Consider the following 19797-nt stretch of genomic DNA (forward strand, 5'->3'; position numbering starts at 1 on the left):
CTCTTCATCATGCGTCGTTGCCAGTGGTACCCGTGATCGGGAGGGATGATGGCGCAAGGTAGCCTTCCAGCGCCTCCAGCCGATCGCTAAAGCCCTGCCAATGCCGATCATGCGCCAACGACGCAAGCTGGCGCTGCACCACCTCGTCGCGAAGCGCGGAGGAGGCATGCAGTTGCTGCAGGCGGGTGACGAACGCCTGCACGTCTTCCGGGTTGTCGACTAGGTCCTGTTCCGCCATGAAGTCGACGATGCCGCCCACGGCCGGCGCACAGATGGGCAGGCGGGCCGCGGCAACGTCGAACAGGATGGTGGGCGTTCCTTCCCACGCAGTGGTGTGCAGGTAGGCAAAATGCGCGGGGCCGGCCACGGCCTCCAGGCGCTGGAACTCACCATGCAGCGTGACGTTCGGCAGCGCCCCCAGTTCGATGAGCCCCGGGGCATTCACGCCTGACATGACCTGTGAGCCGTAGACATCGAAATGCATGTCCGGCATGCGGGCCGCGATGGCCGCCAGCAGATCGGGGCGCTTCTGGCGATCCAGCCGCCCGGCCCATAGCACCCGCCCGGCACCCGTTGCCGACAGCGCAGTGGCCGGCAGGTCGGCCACCTCACCGTCATACGGGAACGGGACGACAGTGAACGATGCCGCCGGAACGCCCAGCTCACGCGACCATACCTGCGGATATCGCGAGTTGTCGCAGATCACCGTGGCCAGGTAGGGGTAGCAGTAACGCAGGTAGTCGCGCGCGTAGCCCACCGGATTCATGCGCAGGTCGTAGTCGTCGCAGAACAGCGATGCGAACAATCGCGAATGCTGCCCCAACGCCAGCCCATGCCGGAGGACGGCCTCCCAACCCACGCGCGAGTTGACCAGGTGCACCATCGGCGCGCGCAGCTGGACCAGGATGCGAACCATCACCATGACCTGCTGGTTGAACTGCAACGCAGCGGCGTGATGCCCGAAATCGACATGCGTGGCCTGTGCAGGCAGGCGCGATGCCCAGGGCGAGGGGGAGTTTTCGGTACTCAGCACCAGGATTCGCGCGGTCGGATCACGCTCGGCAATGGCCCGCGCATGATAAAGAATGCCGCGATCGGCGCCGCCGGGCTTCAGCCACGGAATGAGCAGGACATGGCTGTACGGCGCCTGGCCAATCTCACGCGACAACGCATCGTAGACATCACCTGGCTGGACGTCCATCGGGACAGCGTAGAAAGCGTACTTGTCGATGCTGGTACCGGGCGGCAGCAGCTCGGGCTCCAGCGCAGCAAGGGTGAGCAGTTCTTCCTGCAACCAGGCGGGCATCGGCGGTGCCGAGCCGCCATGCCCGGAGGGGCTGGCCACGTGGCCCGGGTCGGCACCGAACAGCAGCGCGAAAAGACGACGTGCCATCTGCGCGAGCCGGCGCGTGTATCGATTGCGGACCCAGCGATTGTGCGTCCAACGATCAAACATGGCGCGGCTCCTTGCCGATCTCGCGCCCCAGCGCAAACAGCGACGTGCGCGGGATGACGGTCTTCATCGCATGGCTTGCCTCGTTGAGCGAGCCGTACCACTTGCGCCGGTAGAAGTAGGCACTGCCCCACGCCAGGCGATGCACCACGCCGCGTGCGATGGTTTCCGAATTCCAGTACCAGTCTTCGTAGCCGAATCCTGTCTGCCTCGGGTAACAGGCGACATACGGAATGGTTTCATAAAGGCGGCGTGTGGAGAACGCCGCGCTGATCCAGGGATTGACCGCCAGCAGTGCACGTTCGTCGTAGTAGTCCCCACTCTGGTCGACCTGCCAGTTGTAGGCACTGTACATGCCGAAGCTCAACACCATTTCCGGATGCAGGACGAAGGGGCCTTCCAATCGAGCGGCCTCCTTGAGGTGCATGAGGAAATAGCCGGTGGTGATCAGGTCGTCGCCGTCCAGGGTGCAGATGTAGTCCGCACGGCTTGCCATCACGCCCGCGTTGCGCGCCAGGGCAAGGTCACCGACCTGGGTTTCGACCACGGTCTCGCTTCCATCCAGGTCGGGATGACCGACCACGAATGCGCGCGTCTGGGGATCGGCGCGGTCCAGGACCAGCACCAGTTGGACCTCCACGCCCTGGGCCCTCGCCGCGTTGCGGGACAGCGCATAGGACCGCAGCGAGGTGTGCGCCAGGATGCCCTCTCCGTGGAACGTCACGATGACACTCAATGCCGGCACGATCACGCCGCGCTCCCGCAGCCCGACCATGCGTTTCCATGCCGCTTGCTCTTCGCATTCATTCCAAACCACCAATTCTTGGGTTAGGACCCGTACCGTGGCTCACGCCGTCGGCTGTCCATTGATCATACTTGCGTGCCCTGGCACCGGGTGAATGGCCGGCGTTGGCCGCGGTGTCCCGGACCGGGACACCCGCGGGGTGGCCGTTCATACAGCCGGACCCGGTCACCTGGTCGGGGGCACGGCTTGGCCGGCGTAGTACCTGGCCAGCAGCCTGGCCAGGTAGCCGTCGCCCAAGGGGATGCCACAGTCCATGGCCGCCCGCTGGCAATCGCGCGTGTCGATGGGGAAGGCGACGCCCTGCTCCAGCACCCTGCAGTTGGCGGCACGCCCCAGCACGCTTTCCATGCAACGGACGATCTGGAGCATGTTGGTGGACTGGATATCGGCCAGCGACATCATGCGCGGGTAGTCCTCGGCATGTTGCAGCACATGCGTGCCCAGCGCCGCCACGTCCTGGATATCGATCAGGTTGCGTTCCGCCTTCGCCCATACGTCGAACGGCTCGCCGGACAAGATCCGCGCGCACAGGAAGTTGGTCAGCGTGTGCGGGTTGCCGCCCTCGCCCACGACCTGCGGAAGGCGAAACACACGTCCGCGCGGATCGGCCAGGACGCGGGCTTCCATCGCGGCCTTGTGCTGCAGATAGGGCGTCTTGCGCTCATCCGGGTTGCCCACCGCGCAGCTGCCGAAATACACGATATGCCGCTGCACATCCGATGCGAAGACCTCGTCCAGCAGCGCCTCTTCGCGCTCGAAGGCGGCCCGATCATGCTCGGCGGAATTTGAAACACCGGCAGCGACGATGACCGTGCCCGGATCATGCTGCCATTGGCCTGAGAAGGCCGTTGCGACCAAGCCCCGTCCGATAATCACGTTGTGCTTCCTTGGTTACTCATGTTCTTGGTTTCGTGCTGCCGCTCGGGCAGATACTGATGGATGCCGCGCAGGATACGGGTGAAATCAGCCCAGTCCCGCCCCGTCGACAGCCCTGCGTATTGTTCCCGTCTGCGCGCGCTGCGCAACCCGGGATCGGAAAGCAATTGCCGCAGGCGGTCCACATAGGCGTCCACATCATCCGGCAGCGCCACCAGCCAATCGCGCCTGATCAGATCGACGATGCCGCCGACGGCCGGTGCGACGATCGGAATGCCGGCGGCGGCAGCGTCCAGCAGGATGGTGGGCAGCCCCTCCCAGGAGGTCGTGAACAGGTAGGCCGCGTGATCTGCCTTGACGATGCCTTCAAAGCGCGGGAAAGCGCCGTGCATCGTCACATTCGGCAGTCGGCGAAGCGCATCGATGGCCGGATGGTGGGCGCCCAGTTCAGACACCCCGTGCACGTCGAAGCCGACGTCAGGCATGGCCCGGGCGATCGCCACCAGGATGTCCGGGCGCTTCTGCCGGTCCAATCGCCCTGCCCACAACACACGCGGTTGGCCCTCGATCGGGAACGCGTCTTCCTTGATGACCACCGCACGATCGTAGGGAAACGGCAGAACGGTAAACAGGTCGCGCGGCACGCCGAGCTCCACGCTCCAGCGTGCCGGGTAGACGCTGTTGTCACAGAAAACGCTGGTCAGGTGCTGGAAACAGCTGCGCAGGTAGCTGCGCGCATAGCCCACCGGCACGCCGTTCTCGTCCTGATCGTCGCAGAACAGCGAAGCGAACAGCGTCGAGCGTTGCCGCAAGGCAAGGCCGAACTTCCGGTACGCCTCCCAGGCCACGCGCGAATTGATGGTGTGGATGACCGACGGCTGCATCTGCAGCAACAGCCGGGTCAGGAGCTGGACCTTTCCCTCCATGGCCATGCTGCCGGCGATGCGTCCGAAAGGCAGTACCCGGATACCCGCAGGGATGCGATCCAGCCAGGGAGACTCGATATCGTCGGTCAGGATGACCAGTACATCGGCCGCCGGCATGGCGTCGACCCACGCCTGGAGGTGGTAGAGCGCGCCTCGATCAGCGCCCCCCCGGACCAGCCAGGGGATGATCATTACGTGGCTGCAGGGCCGCTCGCCGACGGCGTCGACAATCTGCCGATAGAGCTCACCGGGACGGGTGACCATCGGGACACCGTAATGCCGGTAGTGCGCGGTGCTTCCTTTCTCGCCCAGCAACTCAGGTTCGATGCTGGCCAGCGCGATCATTTCCGCATCCAGCCAGGCCGGGAGCGTGGCGTGCCCGTGTGCAACCACCGTGGCGGCACCCTGCAACCGCCGCCCGACCCAGCCCAGGATGCGGCCCAACTCGGCGCGCGGGTTGGCCAACAACTGGCGGACACTCACGCGCCTGGCCAGCGCGTACAGCCTGCGGATCATGGGCACACCCACCGTCCGAAAAGGTCGCTTGGTGGCATGACCGCGCCGAGCGCACTGCTGCTGGTATTGACTGAGCCGGATGGCTTGAGCCGATAGAAATACGCGGTGTCGGCGACGGCGACATGTTCATAGCCGGCCGCCACGGTCTGGCAGTTCCAGTGCCAGTCTTCGTAGCCGAACCCGGTCTGGCGGGGCAAACAGGCGACGTAGGGGATGTCGGTGAAAACCTCGCGCCGCGCGAACACCGCGCTGATCCACGGATTCTCGGAGAGCAGCAGGTCGGGGGAGAACGGCATCGTCCGCTGGTCCAACTGCCAGGTGAAGCGGCTGTCCATGCCGAAACTGACCACGACCTGCGGATGCAGGATCACCCGGCCCGGCGTGCGCTCGGCCAACTGGACATGACGCTGGAAATAGTCGCGACTGATCAGGTCGTCCCCGTCCAGGGTGCACAGGTACTTGCCGGTGGCTTGGGCGATGCCCTGGTTGCGCGCCAGCGCCGCGTCGCCTACGGCGGCCATGACGAGGACTTCGTCGCCCAGCAGCTCAGGATGGCCGCAGACGATCGCCAAGGTTTCAGCGTCGGCGTTGTCCAGCACCAGGACCAGCTCGACCTCGATGCCGGCCGTGCGCGCCGACGCGCGCGCAAGCAGGTAGCTGCGCAGCGCGGCGTGGGCAAGGATGCCCTCCTGGTGGAAGGTGACGATGACCGACAACACTGGGCTCACCGGATCACCTCCGACCCAGCAGCGAGGCAAGCCCGCGCAGAATCGCTCGCACGGTGCCCTTCAACGGCAGCCCCTGCAGCGCCGCTGCCAGCCGTGACATTTCTTCAGCGATCGACTCCGCCGGAAGTCGGGGCTGCGGTGCCGGGCCCATGATCATCGTGGTCGCCACGGTCAGGTTGCGCGCGGCACTATCCAGTCGCGCGTGGGCCGCCGCGAGCTGCGCATGCTCGGCCTGCACCTGCTGGAGCTGCTGCTGCAGTGCCGCCCGCTCAGCCACGGCGTGGCGGTGCGCCAACCCGAACGCGGCGCGGACGCCGTCCATTTCCAACGTCAGCCTCTGCTTGTCGGCCTCCAACGCGTGGGCGGCCTGCGCCTGTCGCTGCACCTCGGCGGTCAGCTGGTGGTACTGGCCGTCCAGCCAGTCCTTGGCATCCTGCAGTTGATCCTGCCACAGCTGCCCGCGTCCCTGCGCAAGGTGTGCATCGGCCAGCTGGGACCGCCACGACCGGTTTGCCCACTGCCATGCCACGCCCGGGCGAAGCGGATGCTCGGCGGTGATACGAAGCGCTGCCGCCAGGCATCCGGCTTCATCCATCACGGCGGCGAACTCCGGCATGGCGAAGGTCTCCGGCGCATCGGGATCGCCGACCACCTCCGACCAGGCCGACGAGGTGGCCAGGCGCCGTGCCTCGTTCATGCCACGCGCCCAGGCACGCCGGGCGGCGACCAGGTCGCCGGCACCGAAATGAATCCAGCCCAGCCTCAACGCCGCCGCCGTGGTCTTGGTCCCCAGCAGAGGGCTGAAGGCGAGGACGTCGAATCCAAGGACCCGCTCATACAACAAGGCCGCGCGCGCAAGCTCATCGTTGTCCTGGAGCAGCGCGGCGGCGGCGAACGCCAGCGATACCTGCCATCGCAGCATGGTCGGGTTGACCGCCGGCGCGTCGATGTACCGCTGTGCCGCCGCGACCAGTACATCGCGCCCGACCGCGGAAACGGCGACCGGGTCGTACAGCAGTACGCAGACCGCCGCGCCGTGGTCGGCCGAGGCGATCGGCGCCTCTTGCATGACATGCAATGCAATCTGGCGCCGATGCAGCGCCGATTCCAATCGCAACCCGACCGCCACGATGAGACGGACCAGGCTTGCATCGAGATAATCGCGCTGGAAGGCCACGATGTTGGGCATATCCGCGCCCGGATCCTGCGTGATGCCGGCGCCGGTGGTCTTGACTGCCATCAGCACCAGGGCATCGGCCATGGCGATCCGCTCGGCATCGATGGCCAGGCGATCGTCGGCATCGCGCTCCACTTCGATGAACTGGCCCAGCCCCGGCGGCCGCGTCAGGCTCTGCCACCAGGCCCGGTCAAGCACCAGCCCGTGGTGCTCAAGCGCCGCCAGCAAGGGCCCTTCCAGTGCGTTTCGACCGGATTGCAGGGGAACCAGTACGACCAGGCGTCCACTGCGGACCAATGCCTCGCCGGCCTCGTGCAGCTGCTGGGGCCAGTCGCCTGCCTCATGGGAGAACCGGGTGACCAGCACATCGACGTGCAGGTCGGCGGGCGCCGCTGCCTGCATGTCCAGCCAGTCCACGCCAGGGTCGAGTTCGTACGGCGCAGGGCGATCGGCCAGAACGCCCAGCCACCCACAACGCGATTGTTGCTGCACGATCCGCCACAGACCACCCTGCGCGGCATCTGTCAGCAGCACCCTGTCCCCGGGACGCACCAGGGCGGCCGCCAGCCCGTGATAGCTGGCGCGCAGGTCATCCCCACGCAGCGCCGCATCGACGCCCCGGCGCGCGAGCATCACCACCGTCAGGCCATCGGGCACCCCGGCGAACGCGAACTCCGCAGGGTGCAGCGCCCAGCCAGTGGCCAACGCATCGTCCAGCCACCGTCCCATCGCCGCCGCCGCGTCCACCCGGGCGACCAGGACCAGCGACGCGACGTCCAGCCGCAATGCCGTGGCGCGCAGGGGGATGTCCTGTGCCCAGACGATGGCCAGGTCGTCGCGCGCGTCCACCTGCTGTTCAGATGCGCGGCCCGCGACGTGGCAGCCGGCGCGTAGAAGCGGCACGACCAGGGGTTCCAGGGCATCACCCAGCAGCCGCACGCGACACGGCCCGGCCGCACGCAGGCAGTACTCGACCAGATCGGTCACCTGCAACGGCGCCAACGGCACCGCAGGTGCGTCATCGAGCTGGGGCGCGCTCATGGGCTGATTCACATGGTGCCGTCAGGGGCCGGCGGATCAGAACGGCCGAGGCGCTGCAGTTCGGCCGTCAACGCATGGTACTGGCCGTCAAGCCAGTGGCGCGCCGATTCCAGTTCAGCGGTGTGGGCCTCCAACGCGCTGATGCGGCTCATGTGCTCGTGGTACTTGCCGTCCAGCCACTGCTTGGCATCGATGAGCTGGCGCACCTCGCGCGCCCCCATGTTGATCTGCTCGGCACCATCACATGGCCCGGAAACCACGGCCCGGTCATCGTTGTCGGCCAGAAGCGAGGCATTCTCGCCCAGCAGCACGGACAGCACGGCTGCGTGTTCGCGCAGCTGTCGGTACAGGGCACCGGGGCGGGCATCGCCAGGCGGCGACTGCTGGCGCAGGGCCAGGTGCAACAGCCCGGCTGCCTCCGCCTCCGCATGCGGCAGCGACAACGCCCGTCGGGCGGCGTCCTGGACGCCACGCCAATGCGTGGCGGCCATGTCCAACCAGCCCGACGACGCTGCGACGATCGCCGCAAGGCCGTGGGCCTTGGCAGCGCGCAGCGGGTCGGCGTCGTTGATCTCCACATCCAGCAGTGCCATCGCTTGGCTCGGCTGCCCCGCAGCCAGGAGCGCGCGCGCGCGCGCCAGCGGCTCGGTCACCGCCTCCGGCAGCACATCGGCCTTGCGTGCGAGCACCAGCAGCCATTCGCCATCACAGGTGGGACCAGCGAGCGGATCGATTTCCAGCATCGAGCGTGCCGCCAGGTGCCGCGTCTGACCACCGCCTGCATCCTGCAACCATGCCTTCTCGATCACGAAGCCATTGCGCTGGAACTGCGCCACCAGCCGTGGCCAGTCGTACACATGGAAGTGGAAGGGATTGGGATCCTCGCCGGTCTCGTCGGACCAGTCATTGGGCACGCTGGCGTACACGCGACCCTGCGGGGAAAGCACACGATGCAGTTCGGCCAGCAGCCGGTCCGGCTCCGGCAGGTGCTCAAGGGTTTCCACGCTGACGGCAAACTCCGCCGAGCCGTCGGGCATGCCCGACAGGTTCTGGGCGTCGCCCACGACGAACTGCATCGGCGTCGGCGAGGCGGGGGCGAAGTTGACGTTGGCGTAGTCCACCGCGTACTCACTGGCGTCCAGGCCGGTAAAGGAGGCAGCCGCGCTGTTGTGCGCCAGCTCATAGGAGCCGTACCCCAGGCCACATGCCACGTCGACCACCCTGTCCCCCGGCCGGATGAACTGCGCGGCCTGGGCATAGCGGGTCATATGGGCATCGGAGCGCCGGCCCGGCTCGCGGGTCATGTCCGTGTGCAGGTCACGTTCTTCCACCAATGCCTGCAGCGGATAGCGTGCGATGGCCGCCTCCGGGACGCGCTCGAAAGCAATCATCAGCAGGCCGGTGACGCGATCGAGTTCGCCATACGGCGCAACGCGCTCATTGAGCGGATGCTTGCGCCATTCGGCACGAATGACCGCCTGCTCCCAGGTGGCACGATCCACGCTGGCCGCGGCGGCGCCTGCGACGACAAGGCAGACAGGGCCGGCGATGTCCGCCAGCAGGGGCGCAAGGCGTTCGGCGGGCGCGTTGCCGTCGGCCCGCTCGACCACGATGATGGCAGCGACCGCAGCCTCTTCCTGCAGCGCGATGCCCGCGCGGCGCAGCGCCTGCGCCAGGTCAGGCGCGGCGTCGCCGCGCAGGGCGATCGCACCGGCGGGCAGCCACGACAGCAGGCGATCCACGGCAACCCGCACAGCGGCAGGAGCGAGCGCGGATTGGGGGGCATTCTGGATCTTGTCCATTGCAGGGCGTTCCTGGTTCATTGGGCGTCAGCGATTTCTGCGCGCATGCGCAGGTCGCAGACGCCGCCAAAGGTGTACTCCTTCTGCCGCATGCCAACCTGGAAGAAGGCGGCTTCGTCACGCCAGTGAAGCATGCGCTGGGCACCGCCAAAGCGCTCGACTTCCTCGGACACCGAGACCTGCACTTCGTAGAAGTTGACGCCGAGGGAGCAGTCGAACTCGAAACGCACCCGGAAGGGTTCATCGGCACGGAAGGTAGTGCCCCAGACGCCCGGCTGCTCCTTGCCTTCTTCAGCCCACATGCGCACATCCTGGTTGAGCGTGCCCCACGAATAGAGCTTGACGCCCTCTTTGTTGCGCAGGCGGACATTCACGTTGAGCTTGTCCATGTCGCGCACCGGGCGAGCCGTGACCTCGATCACTGCCCGCTCGCGGGGAAGGAAGTACGCACACTCTTCGCCGTCGGCATCGAGCACGCGAACGTGCTCGATCACGCAATCGTAGTCACCGAAGGAGAGCTTGTCGCTGCGCGCGCCGAGCACGGGCGACGCATCATGCACGGGTCCCTCCGAAGGAACCTCGTCGGCCGATTGGGCCTCGATGATCTTCTGGGCATGCTGCAGGTGCTGCGCACTGATGGACGCGTAATAGTCGCGCTCATCGTCGTGCAGTTGCTTGCGGTATTCCAGCACGACCTCCGAGGAAGGACCGGCAGCCCGCACCGTGCCGTCCCGCAGCAGGATGGCGTGGTCGGTCAGGGTACGGATCGACTCCTGGTCATGCGACACCAGCAGCAGCGTGCAGCCATTGGCGCGGAGGGCTTCCATCTGTTGGAAGCAGCGTTTCTGGAACAACGCATCACCCACCGCCAGCGCCTCATCCACGATCAGGATGTCAGGCTCGACCTGCGTCTGCACCGCGAACGCCAGGCGCAGCATCATGCCGCTGGAGTAGGTGCGCACCGGCTGGTCGATGAAGTCGCCGATGTCGGCGAATGCCGCGATGGCGTCGAAGCGCTGCATCACCTCGCGCTCGGTCAGGCCCAGGATCATGCCATTGAGAACCACGTTCTCGCGCCCGGTGAAGTCGGGGTTGAATCCACTACCTAGTTCCAGCAACGCCGCGATCCGCCCGTTGACCTTGGCATGGCCGGTGGTCGGCGCCAATGTCCCGGCGATGATCTGCAGCAGCGTGGATTTACCCGAACCATTGCGCCCGATGATGCCGACCGCATCGCCACGCTTTACCTGCAGACTCACGTTCTGCAGTGCCCAGAATTCACGTCCGCGCTGGCGCGTCGACCAGTCCGCCTTGCCCGGCATTACCCGGCCCAGGCGGGGCAGCAGCATCTGCAGCAGGCGGTCGGCAGGCTTCTCGAATATGTTGAAGACCTTGCTGACGCCCGAGATATCAATAACCAGCTCTTCAGACGACATCAGCGAAAGCCCTCCGCGTGCGTTGGAACCACCAGTACCCGAAGAAGAAGATGAGTACCGAACAAGCCACCGCCCAGGCGTAGGACCCCCACTCGGGGAGCGTGCCGCTGACGATCAAGGCGCGGATCTGCTCGACATAGACGGCGAGCGGACTGAGCCGCATCCACTTGCCGATGGCGTCTGGGAAGATGATCGAAGGATAGAGGACCGGCGTGAGGTACTGAAGGATCCGGGCCATCAGGCCGGCCAACTGGTCCACGTCCCGGAAGAACACGCCCAACGACGCGAACAGGTAAGTGACGCCCATCGTCAGCAGGAACAGCGGCACGACCAGCACCGGCAGGAGAATCATCTGCCAATGGAAGCCGAAACTGCTGAAGGCAAGGAATGCCCCCAGCGCAATGGTCGCAACGCCCGCGTTGTAGAGCGAAGACAACACCACCACCGGCGGCAGGACTTCCAGCGGGAAAACGACCTTCTTCACCAGGTTCGGATTGCTGAGCACGGCAGTCGGTGCGCGCGTGATCGACTCGGCGAAGAAGTTGTACACAATGAGCCCGATGAACAGGAGCACCGCGTAGTCGACCTTGGTATGGACTTCGATGCCTTTCCATTTCGCGCTGAAGATCGTGCTGAAGATCACCGTGTATATCGCCAGCATGATCAACGGCACCAGCACGCCCCAGAGCGCGCCCAGCATTGAATCCTTGTACTTCTTCTGGATGTCGCGGCCGGTCAGGCTCAACATCAGTTCCAGGCGCCTGCGGATCATGCAGACGCGCCTTCCAGCGCCCGTTCCAGATCCACCTGCAGATCCCCCAACTCCTCAACCCCCACGCTCAGCCGCACCAGCGCATCGCTGATGCCCAGCTGCTCGCGGCGCTCCACCGGGATCGACGCATGGGTCATCACCGCCGGATGGTTGACCAGGCTTTCCACCCCGCCCAGCGACTCGGCCAGGGTGAACAGTTCGGTCTTCTCGCAGAAGCGCCTGGCCGCCTCGAACCCGCCCTTGAGCACGATCGAGACGATGCCGCCGTAGCCATTCATCTGGCGCGTGGCCAGTTCGTGCTGCGGGTGGCTGGTCAGGCCCGGGTAGATCACCTTCTCCACCGCCGGGTGGGTGTCCAGCCACTGGGCCAGGGCCAGCGCATTGGCGCAGTGCGCCTTCATGCGCAGTGGCAGGGTCTTCAGGCCGCGCAGGGCCAGGAAGCTGTCGAACGGGCCCTGCACGCCACCGATGGAGTTCTGCAGGAAGGCCATCTGCTCGGCCAGTTCTGCGTTGTCGCCCACCACCACCATGCCGCCCACCATGTCCGAATGGCCATTGAGGTACTTGGTGGCCGAGTGCAGGACCAGGTCGGCGCCCAGTTCCAGCGGGCGCTGCAGCATCGGCGAGGCGAAGGTGTTGTCCACCACCACGATCAGGCCATGGCGCTTGGCGATGGCGGCCACCGCGGCGATGTCCACGATCTTCAGCATCGGGTTGGTCGGGGTTTCGATCCAGACCATCTTCGTCTGCGCGTTGATCGAGGCCTCGAAGGCGGCCAGGTCGGTCAGGTCGACGAAGCTGAATTGCAGGTTGGCGGTGCGCTTGCGCACGCGCTCGAACAGCCGGAAGGTGCCGCCGTAGATGTCATCCATCGCCACCACGTGGCTGCCGGCGTCCAGCAGCTCCATCACGGTGGAGCTGGCGGCCATGCCCGAGGCGAAGGCGAAGCCGCGGCTGCCGCCCTCCAGCGAGGCCACGCAGCGCTCGTAGGCGAAGCGGGTGGGATTGTGGGTGCGCGAGTACTCAAAGCCCTGGTGTTCGCCGGGGCTGGACTGGGCGTAGGTGGAGGTCGCGTAGATCGGCGGCATCACCGCGCCGGTGCTCGGATCGGGCGACTGTCCGCCGTGGATGGCCAGGGTAGCCAGGGCAAGCGCACGGTTGCCGTGCCCGGAGGAAGCGTGGTCGGACATGTTGTTTCCCAGCGAGGGGAGCCCCGGCAGGGGCGCCCGCAAAAGGAGCGGAAGTCTATCAGCGGTGCCTTAATCGGCCATTGACGCGGATAAACGCAGGTTCAGTGCGGAGACGGCCGGCCGCGGGGTTACTGGACCCGGCGGCGCAGGTAGTTCAGCAGGTCGATCCGGGTGATCAGGCCCAGGAAGGTGCCGCCGTCCATGACGATGGCCACCTGGCCACGGTCGAACACCGGCAACAGCGCCTCGATCGGGGACTTCACGTCCAGCCGGTCCAGCTTGCTCACCATCGCGGTGGCCACCGGGTCGCGGAAGCGCGCTTCGTCGCCGTACACGTGCAGCAGCACGTCGCTTTCGTCCACGATGCCGACCAGCTGGTCGCCTTCCATGACCGGCAGCTGGGACACGTCGTACAGCTTCATGCGCTGGTAGGCGGTGGTCAGCAGGTCATTGGGGCCGATCACGACGGTATCGCGCTGGCCATACGGGCGCAGGATCAGGTCGCGCAGGTCGCCGCTCTGCGGGCGCTCCAGGAAGCCGTTGTCCAGCATCCAGTAGTCGTTGTACATCTTGGAGAGGTACTTGTTGCCGGTGTCGCAGACCAGCACCAGCACCTTCTTGGGGGTGGTCTGCTCCTTGCAGTACTTCAGCGCGGCCGCCAGCAGGGTGCCGGTGGAGGAGCCGCCGAGGATGCCCTCGGTGCCCAGCAGTTCGCGGGCGGTATGGAAGCTCTCGGCGTCGGTGATCGCGTAGGCCTTGGTGACCCGGCTGAAGTCGGCGATCGAGGGCAGGAAGTCCTCGCCGATGCCTTCCACCAGCCAGCTGCCCGACTTGTCGTTGAGCACGCCGTCGTTGATGTACTCGGCCAGGATCGAGCCGACCGGGTCGGCCAGCACCAGCTCGGTCTTGGGCGAGGCGGCGGCGAAGGCGCGCGACAGGCCGGTCATGGTGCCCGAGCTGCCGCAGCCGAAGACGATCGCGTCCAGGTCGCCGTCCATCTGGGCCAGGATCTCCGGGCCGGTGCCGAACTCGTGGGCGGCCGGGTTGTCCGGGTTGCCGAACTGGTTGATGAAGTACGCGCCGGGGGTTTCCTCGGCCACGCGCTTGGCCATGTCCTGGTAGTACTCCGGATGGCCCTTGGCCACGTCCGAGCGGGTCAGGCGCACTTCGGCCCCCATCGCCTTGAGGTTGAAGATCTTCTCGCGGCTCATCTTGTCCGGCACGACCAGGATCAGCTTGTAGCCCTTCTGCTGGGCCACCAGTGCCAGGCCCAGGCCGGTGTTGCCGGCGGTGCCTTCCACCAGGGTGGCGCCGGGCTTGAGCTCGCCGCGCTTTTCGGCCGCTTCGATCATCGACAGGCCGATGCGGTCCTTGATCGATCCTCCGGGATTGGCGCTTTCGAGCTTCAGGTAGAGCTCGCAGACGCCGGTGTCCAGGCGCTGGGCCTTGACGATCGGGGTCTGGCCAATGAGGTCGAGTACGGAGGAATGGATTGCCATCGGTTCACGTCGATTCGCGCCGCAATGCGGCCGGACCGGTGATTATCCGACGGTTGGCGGAGAAAGTCAGGTTGGGCCGTGCAATGGCCGTCGCCGGGCCTTCAACCACGGCGCTGGCAGGACGGCCGGCCCACAAAGAGCGACGCGGACGGCGCCCGTCGACGAGGAGACGGACGCCGCCCGCGGCGGTCGGTGGAAGGTGCCGACCGTGGGGCCGGCACCCGAAAGGCGTCAATGCATGGGGGAGTCGTACATCCTTTCCAGCTTCTGCTTGGCCAGCAGCTTCTCACGCTTCATCTGGCCCAAGGTGAGATCGTCTATCGGAAGTACACCCAGTTGGGCATCCATGCACTTTTTGTTCAACTTCTGGTGACGCTCGTAAAGTGCTTTGAATTCCGGGTCACGCTTGCGGCGTGCATCGATCTCGCTCTGGGGCTGACCTTCGAACATGATGAACCTCCTATCGCTGTCTTGCAGAAACAAGAACGCCCCGGCCTTGCGGCACGGGGCGTTGCTTTTGGGTGGAGCGCTGGACGTTGACCGCGACGGCACCTGCATGCGCAACCGGGATGCCCCGGACTGCAGACTGCTGTGGTGCGTGCCCTCGGTTCATCGGCCCGGCCCTCCAATCGTCCGGGTCGCGGAAGGCCACCCGGACAACTGACCCTACGCCTGCTCTGAAGGGTCTTCAAGCGTTTCATCTGAAATTTTCGACGCGGCCCAGCAGAGGTTCAGGCTGAACACGCAGAACAACGAAAATTAAACGAAAACAACGGGTTGCATCCAACCCGACGGTCACGACGCATGGCGTCCAGCGGGCTCAGGGCGAGATGATCACCTCGGCCGACCGCGCCTTGGTGGCCGCCGCCTTCTTGCCGCTCACCTGCAGCCGGCTGGCACTGACCCCGGCAGCCACCAGGGCATCGCGCAGGGCCTGCGCCCGCTGGTCGCCGACCCCGGCCGCGGCATCATAGGCCTCGATCCGCACCCGGCCCTTCTTGCCGATGTTGAGGTACTCGGCCAGGGCCTTGGCCTGGCCCTTGGCGCCGGCGGACAGGGCGCCCTTGCCGGCGGCGAAGGCCTCGCCATTGAAGGTGAACACCTCACCGCGGGTGTCGAACTTCGAGCCGGGCAGCTTGTTGCCGGACACCAGCTCGGCCTCCTCGCGGGCCAGCTTGGCCGCATTCTGCTGGGCCGCGCTGAGCCGGGCGGTCTGCTTGCCGGCCACGCTGGTCAGCGCGGTCTCGGCATCCTGGCGGGCCAGGGCCTCCTGTTCGGCGGCCAGGCGCAGGCGCTCGCTTTCCTCGGCCTGGATCTGGGCCTGCACGCGCAGGCGCTCGGCCTCCTGCCGGGCGCGCTGGGCGTCGCGGCGGCTGGCTTCGATCAGCAGTTCGCTGCGGGTGCGTTCGAGCTGGTCGACCTCGCGCTGGGCCAGGGCGGCGCGCACGCTGGTCTCGGCGATGTCCACCCGGCGCTCGGCCAGGTAACGGGCCTGGTCCAGGTCACGGCGCTTGGCCTTGGCCAGCTCGGCCACGGCCTGCTGGGCCTGCAGCCGCTCGAAGGCGGCCAGCTGGGCGGCATCGGGGTTGGCCTGGATGGCCATCAGGCGCTGGGTGAGCTGGGCCACGGCCGGGTCTTCGGCGGCCTGGACCAGCAGCGGCAGGGCCAGGCCGACGGCCAGCGCCAGGGTGGCCGCGCGCAGCGGGCGGGAGGTCTTGGGCGCGACGGTCATCAACGGTTCTCCCCGGTGGACAGCTGGCGTTGCAGCTGGCTGACCTCATTGCGGCGCAGCTTCAGCTGGGCGGTGGCGGTGGCTTCATCGCTGCGGGCGCGGGCCAGGTCTGCATCGGCGGTGGCGCGCAGGGCCAGCGCCGGGGCGTTCTTGCGCTCGCGGCGGTCGCCGGCCGCGCGCTGGGCCTGTTCCAGGCCTTGCCGGGCCACGGCGATGAGGTCAGGGGCGTACTGGTCGGCGTCGGCCTGGGTGGCCTTGTCCACCGCCTGCCGGGCCTGCATCAGCTCCAGCGCGCCGTCCTGCGCCTGGGCGCTGCCGGCGAACGCGAGTGTGCACACCGTCACGCAAATCAGCAGGGTGAGGTACGGGACGCGTCGTATTTGTGCGAAGCTAGGATTCATTGGGGGTGCCGTCGCCAGAAGTAGGAGCGCGGCCATTGTCGGAAGCCTGCGGCGTGCTTGCAATGGCACGCGGCCGATTGTTGGGGAAACATTTCGCATGGATATCGGCTATTTCCTGAAGCTGATGACCGAAAAGAACGCGTCCGACATGTTCTTGACCACCGGAGCCCCGGTGTACATCAAGATCGAGGGCAAGCTGTACCCGCTTGGCAATACCGGCCTGCCGCCGGGGATGGTCAAGAAAATCGCCTACTCGCTCATGGACGAGGGCCAGGTGCCCGAGTTCGAGCGCGAGCTGGAGCTCAACATGGCCATCGCCCTGCCCGACGCCGGGCGCTTCCGCGTCAACGTGTTCAAGCAACGCGGCGAAGTGGGCATGGTGATCCGCGCCATCCGCAGCAAGATCCCCAGCATCGAAGAGCTCAACCTGCCGCAGGTGCTCAAGGACGTCATCATGACCCCGCGCGGGCTGGTGCTGGTGGTCGGCTCGACCGGCTCGGGCAAGTCGACCTCGCTGGCCTCGATGATCGACCACCGCAACAGCACCACCACCGGTCACATCCTCACCATCGAGGATCCGATCGAGTACCTGCACAAGCACAAGATGTCCATCGTCAACCAGCGCGAGGTCGGCCTGGACACCCACGCCTTCCACAACGCGCTGAAGAACGCGATGCGCGAGGCGCCGGACGTGATCCTGATCGGCGAAATCCTGGATGCCGAAACCATGGAGGCGGCCATCGCCTTTGCCGAGACCGGGCACCTGTGCCTGGCCACGCTGCACTCCAACAACGCCGACCAGACCATCGAGCGCATCCTCAACTTCTTCCCGGAAAGCGCGCACCGCAACGTGCTGATGAACCTGTCGCTGAACCTGCGCGCGGTGGTTTCCCAGCGCCTGGTCAAGGGCAAGGACGGGCGCCGCCTGCCGGCCACCGAGGTGTTGATCAACACCCCGATGATCCGCGACCTGCTGCGCCGCGGCCAGGTGCACGAGGTCAAGGCGGCGATGGAAGCCTCGCTGGAAGAAGGCATGGAGAGCTTCGACCAGTGCCTGTTCCGGATGGCCAAGGGCGGCATCATCGAGCAGGAGGAAGCGCTGCGCGCGGCCGACTCGCGCGACGGCCTGGCGTTGAAGTTCCGCCTGTCCGAGGGCGGCAGCGGCGAACACGACCCGTATGCCGATTTCTCGGCCAACAGCGCACCGGCGGCGATCACCCACGGGTTCTGAGGGCGCCGGCCCCGGGGCGCATCGACCCACGGTCGATGCCTGCCGGCTCAGGCGGCGTCGATCTGGTTTTCCGGACGGGCGCTGTCGAAGGCCGGCAGGGCCAGGCAGGCGGCATCGATCCGGACCAGGGTGGGATACGGCTCCAGGTCCAGGTGGAAGCGCCGTGCGTTGTACAACTGCGGCACCAGGCAGCAGTCGGCCAGGCCGGGGCTGTCGCCATGGCAGAAGCGGCCGGTATCGACCGACTCCACCAGCATCCGCTCCATCGCCTCGAACCCGGCCCGCATCCAGTGCCGGGTCCAGTCGTCGCGCTCGGGCTGCGGCACGCTCCAGGTATCGCTGAAGAACTGCATCACCCGCAGGTTGTTGAGCGGGTGGATATCGCAGGCCACCAGCTGGGCCAGCGCGCGCACCCGGGCACGGCCGGCCGCGTCGTCGGGCAGCAGCGCCGGCAGCGGGAACACCTCGTCCAGGTACTCCAGGATCGCCATCGACTGCTGCAGCGCCTGGCCGTCATGGCACAGGGTGGGCACCAGCTCCTGCGGGTTGAGCGCGGCGTAGGCTTCGCTGTGCTGCTGGCCGCCATCGCGCAGCAGGTGCACCGGGGTGATCCGGTGCGCCAGCTGCTTGAGGTTCAAGCCGATCCGCACGCGATAGGCCGCGCTCGAGCGCCAGTAGCTGAACAGTTCGATGGCGTGCCCGTCGGTGGCGGTGGTGGCGTTCAGGGCTTGGCGGCCTGTTCGATGCGCTGTTCGATCGCGCCGAAGATGCTCTCGCCGGCCGCGTCGAACATCTCGATGCGGACCACGTCGCCGAAGGACATGAACGGCGTGCTCGGCTTGCCATCGCGCAGGGTTTCCACGGTGCGCTGTTCGGCAAAGCAGGAGGCGCCCTTGCCGGTGTCCTCGTTGGCGATGGTGCCCGAGCCGACGATCGCCCCGGCGCCCAGCGGCCGGGTCTTGGCCGCGTGCGCGACCAGCTCGGCGAAGTTGAACTGCATGTCCACCCCGGCTTCCGGCGCGCCGAACCAGGCGCCGTTGACGTGGGTGACCAACGGCAGGTGCACCTTGCTGTCCTGCCAGGCCGGCCCGAGCTCGTCGGGAGTGACGAACACCGGCGACAGCGCCGAGCGCGGCTTGGACTGCAGGAAGCCGAAGCCCTTGGCCAGCTCCCCCGGGATCAGGTTGCGCAGCGACACATCGTTGACCAGGCCCACCAGCTGGATGTGGCCGGCCGCCTGCGCCGGCGTCACCGCCATCGGCACATCGTCGGTGATGACCACCAGCTCGGCCTCCAGGTCGATGCCGTACTCCTCGCTGACCACCTTGACCGCATCGCGCGGGCCATAAAAACCGGCACTGGTGGCCTGGTACATCAGCGGGTCGGTGTAGAAGCTCTCGGGCACCTCGGCACCCCGCGCACGGCGCACGCGCGCCACGTGCGGCAGGTAGGCGCTGCCGTCCACGAACTCATACGCCCGCGGCAACGGCGCGGCCAGCGCCTGCAGGTCGATATCGAACACCCCATCGGCACTGCCGTCGTTGAGCGATTCGGACAATGCGTTCAGCCGCGGCGCCAGGTGGCTCCAGTCTTCCAGCGCCTGCTGCAGCGTCGCGGCAATGCCGGTGGCCCGCACCCCGTGGCGCAGGTCGCGCGAAACCACGATCAGGGTGCCGTCACGGCCGCCTTCCTTCAAAGAACCAAGCTTCATGGGTGGGTATCCGGGATCGCAGAAAATAGGTTTCAAGTGTAATCAAAATCACCCCATCGCCAAGCTGCAACGCGGCAACCCACCCTACAACACCCCGCATCAAACCCGGCTCCACCCGACCCCCCTCCGGTCCCCCAACCTTCCCCCCACCACCCAATCACCCATCACAAGGCCCGTGGCACCCGGCCGTTGGCCGATTGCAGTCGGCAGTCGGCAGTTGGCTCTCGGCACCAGCTACCGACCCACTATCAAGGGGCGGGGTGGGTCCGGTTGAGGGGGCATGAGCCGCATGGGTCGGGCGTATACGCCCGACGGGTTGGGCAGGAGCCCAACCCCGGTCTTGCGGTGTGCGCAGGATCGCGCACACGAGCAAGCGGCGACTGAGCTTACATGGACGTACTTGCAGCGTCCCCCTCGGCCGGACCCCCCCCCCCCCCCGCCGCGGAGCCGGGGGGTGCCGGGGGCGGGGCCGGGGCCGGTGGCGGGGCCGGCCCAAGCCCC

17 protein-coding genes are annotated in these 19797 nt (G+C 66.8%); 1 reads left to right on the forward strand and 16 read right to left on the reverse strand.

Annotated elements, in window-relative coordinates; genetic code table 11:
- Positions 1–7: 7 nt before the first annotated feature.
- The 14 genes from RSA25_RS03990 to RSA25_RS04055 all read right to left on the reverse strand — a co-directional run bounded on the left by RSA25_RS03990 (position 8) and on the right by RSA25_RS04055 (position 16354).
- Complete coding sequence (locus RSA25_RS03990) at positions 8–1456, reverse strand: glycosyltransferase (RefSeq protein ID WP_332807620.1); 1449 nt, start codon at positions 1454–1456, stop codon at positions 8–10.
- Positions 1449–2228 (reverse strand): glycosyltransferase family A protein, encoded by a 780-nt coding sequence (locus tag RSA25_RS03995; protein WP_332807621.1) that lies wholly within the window; start codon positions 2226–2228, stop codon positions 1449–1451. Before RSA25_RS03995 ends, RSA25_RS03990 begins: the two co-directional genes overlap by 8 nt.
- Positions 2229–2423: 195 nt before the next feature.
- Complete coding sequence (locus tag RSA25_RS04000; protein ID WP_332807622.1) at positions 2424–3134, reverse strand: NAD-dependent epimerase/dehydratase family protein; 711 nt, start codon at positions 3132–3134, stop codon at positions 2424–2426.
- Entirely contained in the window at positions 3131–4576 is a 1446-nt protein-coding gene (locus tag RSA25_RS04005) for a glycosyltransferase (protein WP_332807623.1), read from the reverse strand. Before RSA25_RS04005 ends, RSA25_RS04000 begins: the two co-directional genes overlap by 4 nt.
- Positions 4573–5304 (reverse strand): glycosyltransferase, encoded by a 732-nt coding sequence (locus RSA25_RS04010; protein ID WP_332807624.1) that lies wholly within the window; start codon positions 5302–5304, stop codon positions 4573–4575. The genes RSA25_RS04005 and RSA25_RS04010 overlap by 4 nt, the downstream gene beginning before the upstream one ends.
- Before the next feature lie 4 nt (positions 5305–5308).
- Entirely contained in the window at positions 5309–7522 is a 2214-nt protein-coding gene (locus RSA25_RS04015) for a hypothetical protein (protein WP_332807625.1), read from the reverse strand.
- Between the two features lie 8 nt (positions 7523–7530).
- Entirely contained in the window at positions 7531–9324 is a 1794-nt protein-coding gene (locus RSA25_RS04020) for a methyltransferase domain-containing protein (RefSeq protein ID WP_332807626.1), read from the reverse strand.
- Between the two features lie 17 nt (positions 9325–9341).
- Positions 9342–10760: an ABC transporter ATP-binding protein gene (locus RSA25_RS04025; RefSeq protein ID WP_332807627.1), complete on the reverse strand. Its 1419-nt coding sequence runs from the start codon at positions 10758–10760 to the stop codon at positions 9342–9344.
- Positions 10750–11532, reverse strand: coding sequence for an ABC transporter permease (locus tag RSA25_RS04030; RefSeq protein ID WP_332807628.1), 783 nt, complete (start codon positions 11530–11532; stop codon positions 10750–10752). The genes RSA25_RS04025 and RSA25_RS04030 overlap by 11 nt, the downstream gene beginning before the upstream one ends.
- Positions 11529–12722 carry a cystathionine gamma-synthase gene (locus tag RSA25_RS04035; protein WP_332807629.1) on the reverse strand — a complete coding sequence of 398 codons (1194 nt, stop codon included), beginning with the start codon at positions 12720–12722 and terminating at the stop codon, positions 11529–11531. The genes RSA25_RS04030 and RSA25_RS04035 overlap by 4 nt, the downstream gene beginning before the upstream one ends.
- A gap of 128 nt (positions 12723–12850) precedes the next feature.
- A complete protein-coding gene (locus RSA25_RS04040) occupies positions 12851–14221 on the reverse strand; it encodes a pyridoxal-phosphate dependent enzyme (RefSeq protein WP_332807630.1) in 1371 nt (456 codons plus the stop codon).
- 231 nt (positions 14222–14452) lie between these two features.
- Entirely contained in the window at positions 14453–14671 is a 219-nt protein-coding gene (locus RSA25_RS04045; RefSeq protein WP_038690653.1) for a YdcH family protein, read from the reverse strand.
- Positions 14672–15041: 370 nt separating this feature from the next.
- On the reverse strand, positions 15042–15953 hold the full coding sequence (locus RSA25_RS04050; protein ID WP_332807631.1) for a hypothetical protein: 912 nt from the start codon (positions 15951–15953) through the stop codon (positions 15042–15044).
- The gene (locus RSA25_RS04055; RefSeq protein WP_332807632.1) at positions 15953–16354 is read right to left on the reverse strand and encodes a DUF4398 domain-containing protein; all 402 of its coding nucleotides are present in this window, start codon (positions 16352–16354) and stop codon (positions 15953–15955) included. Before RSA25_RS04055 ends, RSA25_RS04050 begins: the two co-directional genes overlap by 1 nt.
- A 97-nt stretch (positions 16355–16451) precedes the next feature.
- On the opposite strand from RSA25_RS04055, the gene RSA25_RS04060 reads away from it, so the two are divergent.
- Positions 16452–17585 (forward strand): PilT/PilU family type 4a pilus ATPase, encoded by a 1134-nt coding sequence (locus tag RSA25_RS04060; RefSeq protein ID WP_332807633.1) that lies wholly within the window; start codon positions 16452–16454, stop codon positions 17583–17585.
- Positions 17586–17632: 47 nt separating this feature from the next.
- Here the strand turns inward: RSA25_RS04060 and maiA are convergent, their stop codons facing one another.
- Positions 17633–18310: a maleylacetoacetate isomerase gene (gene maiA / locus RSA25_RS04065; RefSeq protein ID WP_332807654.1), complete on the reverse strand. Its 678-nt coding sequence runs from the start codon at positions 18308–18310 to the stop codon at positions 17633–17635.
- Positions 18307–19296, reverse strand: coding sequence for a fumarylacetoacetate hydrolase family protein (locus tag RSA25_RS04070; protein WP_332807634.1), 990 nt, complete (start codon positions 19294–19296; stop codon positions 18307–18309). Before RSA25_RS04070 ends, maiA begins: the two co-directional genes overlap by 4 nt.
- Positions 19297–19797 lie beyond the last annotated feature (501 nt).

Origin of the sequence: Stenotrophomonas sp., assembly GCF_036662295.1 — a bacterium.
GTDB lineage: Bacteria > Pseudomonadota > Gammaproteobacteria > Xanthomonadales > Xanthomonadaceae > Stenotrophomonas.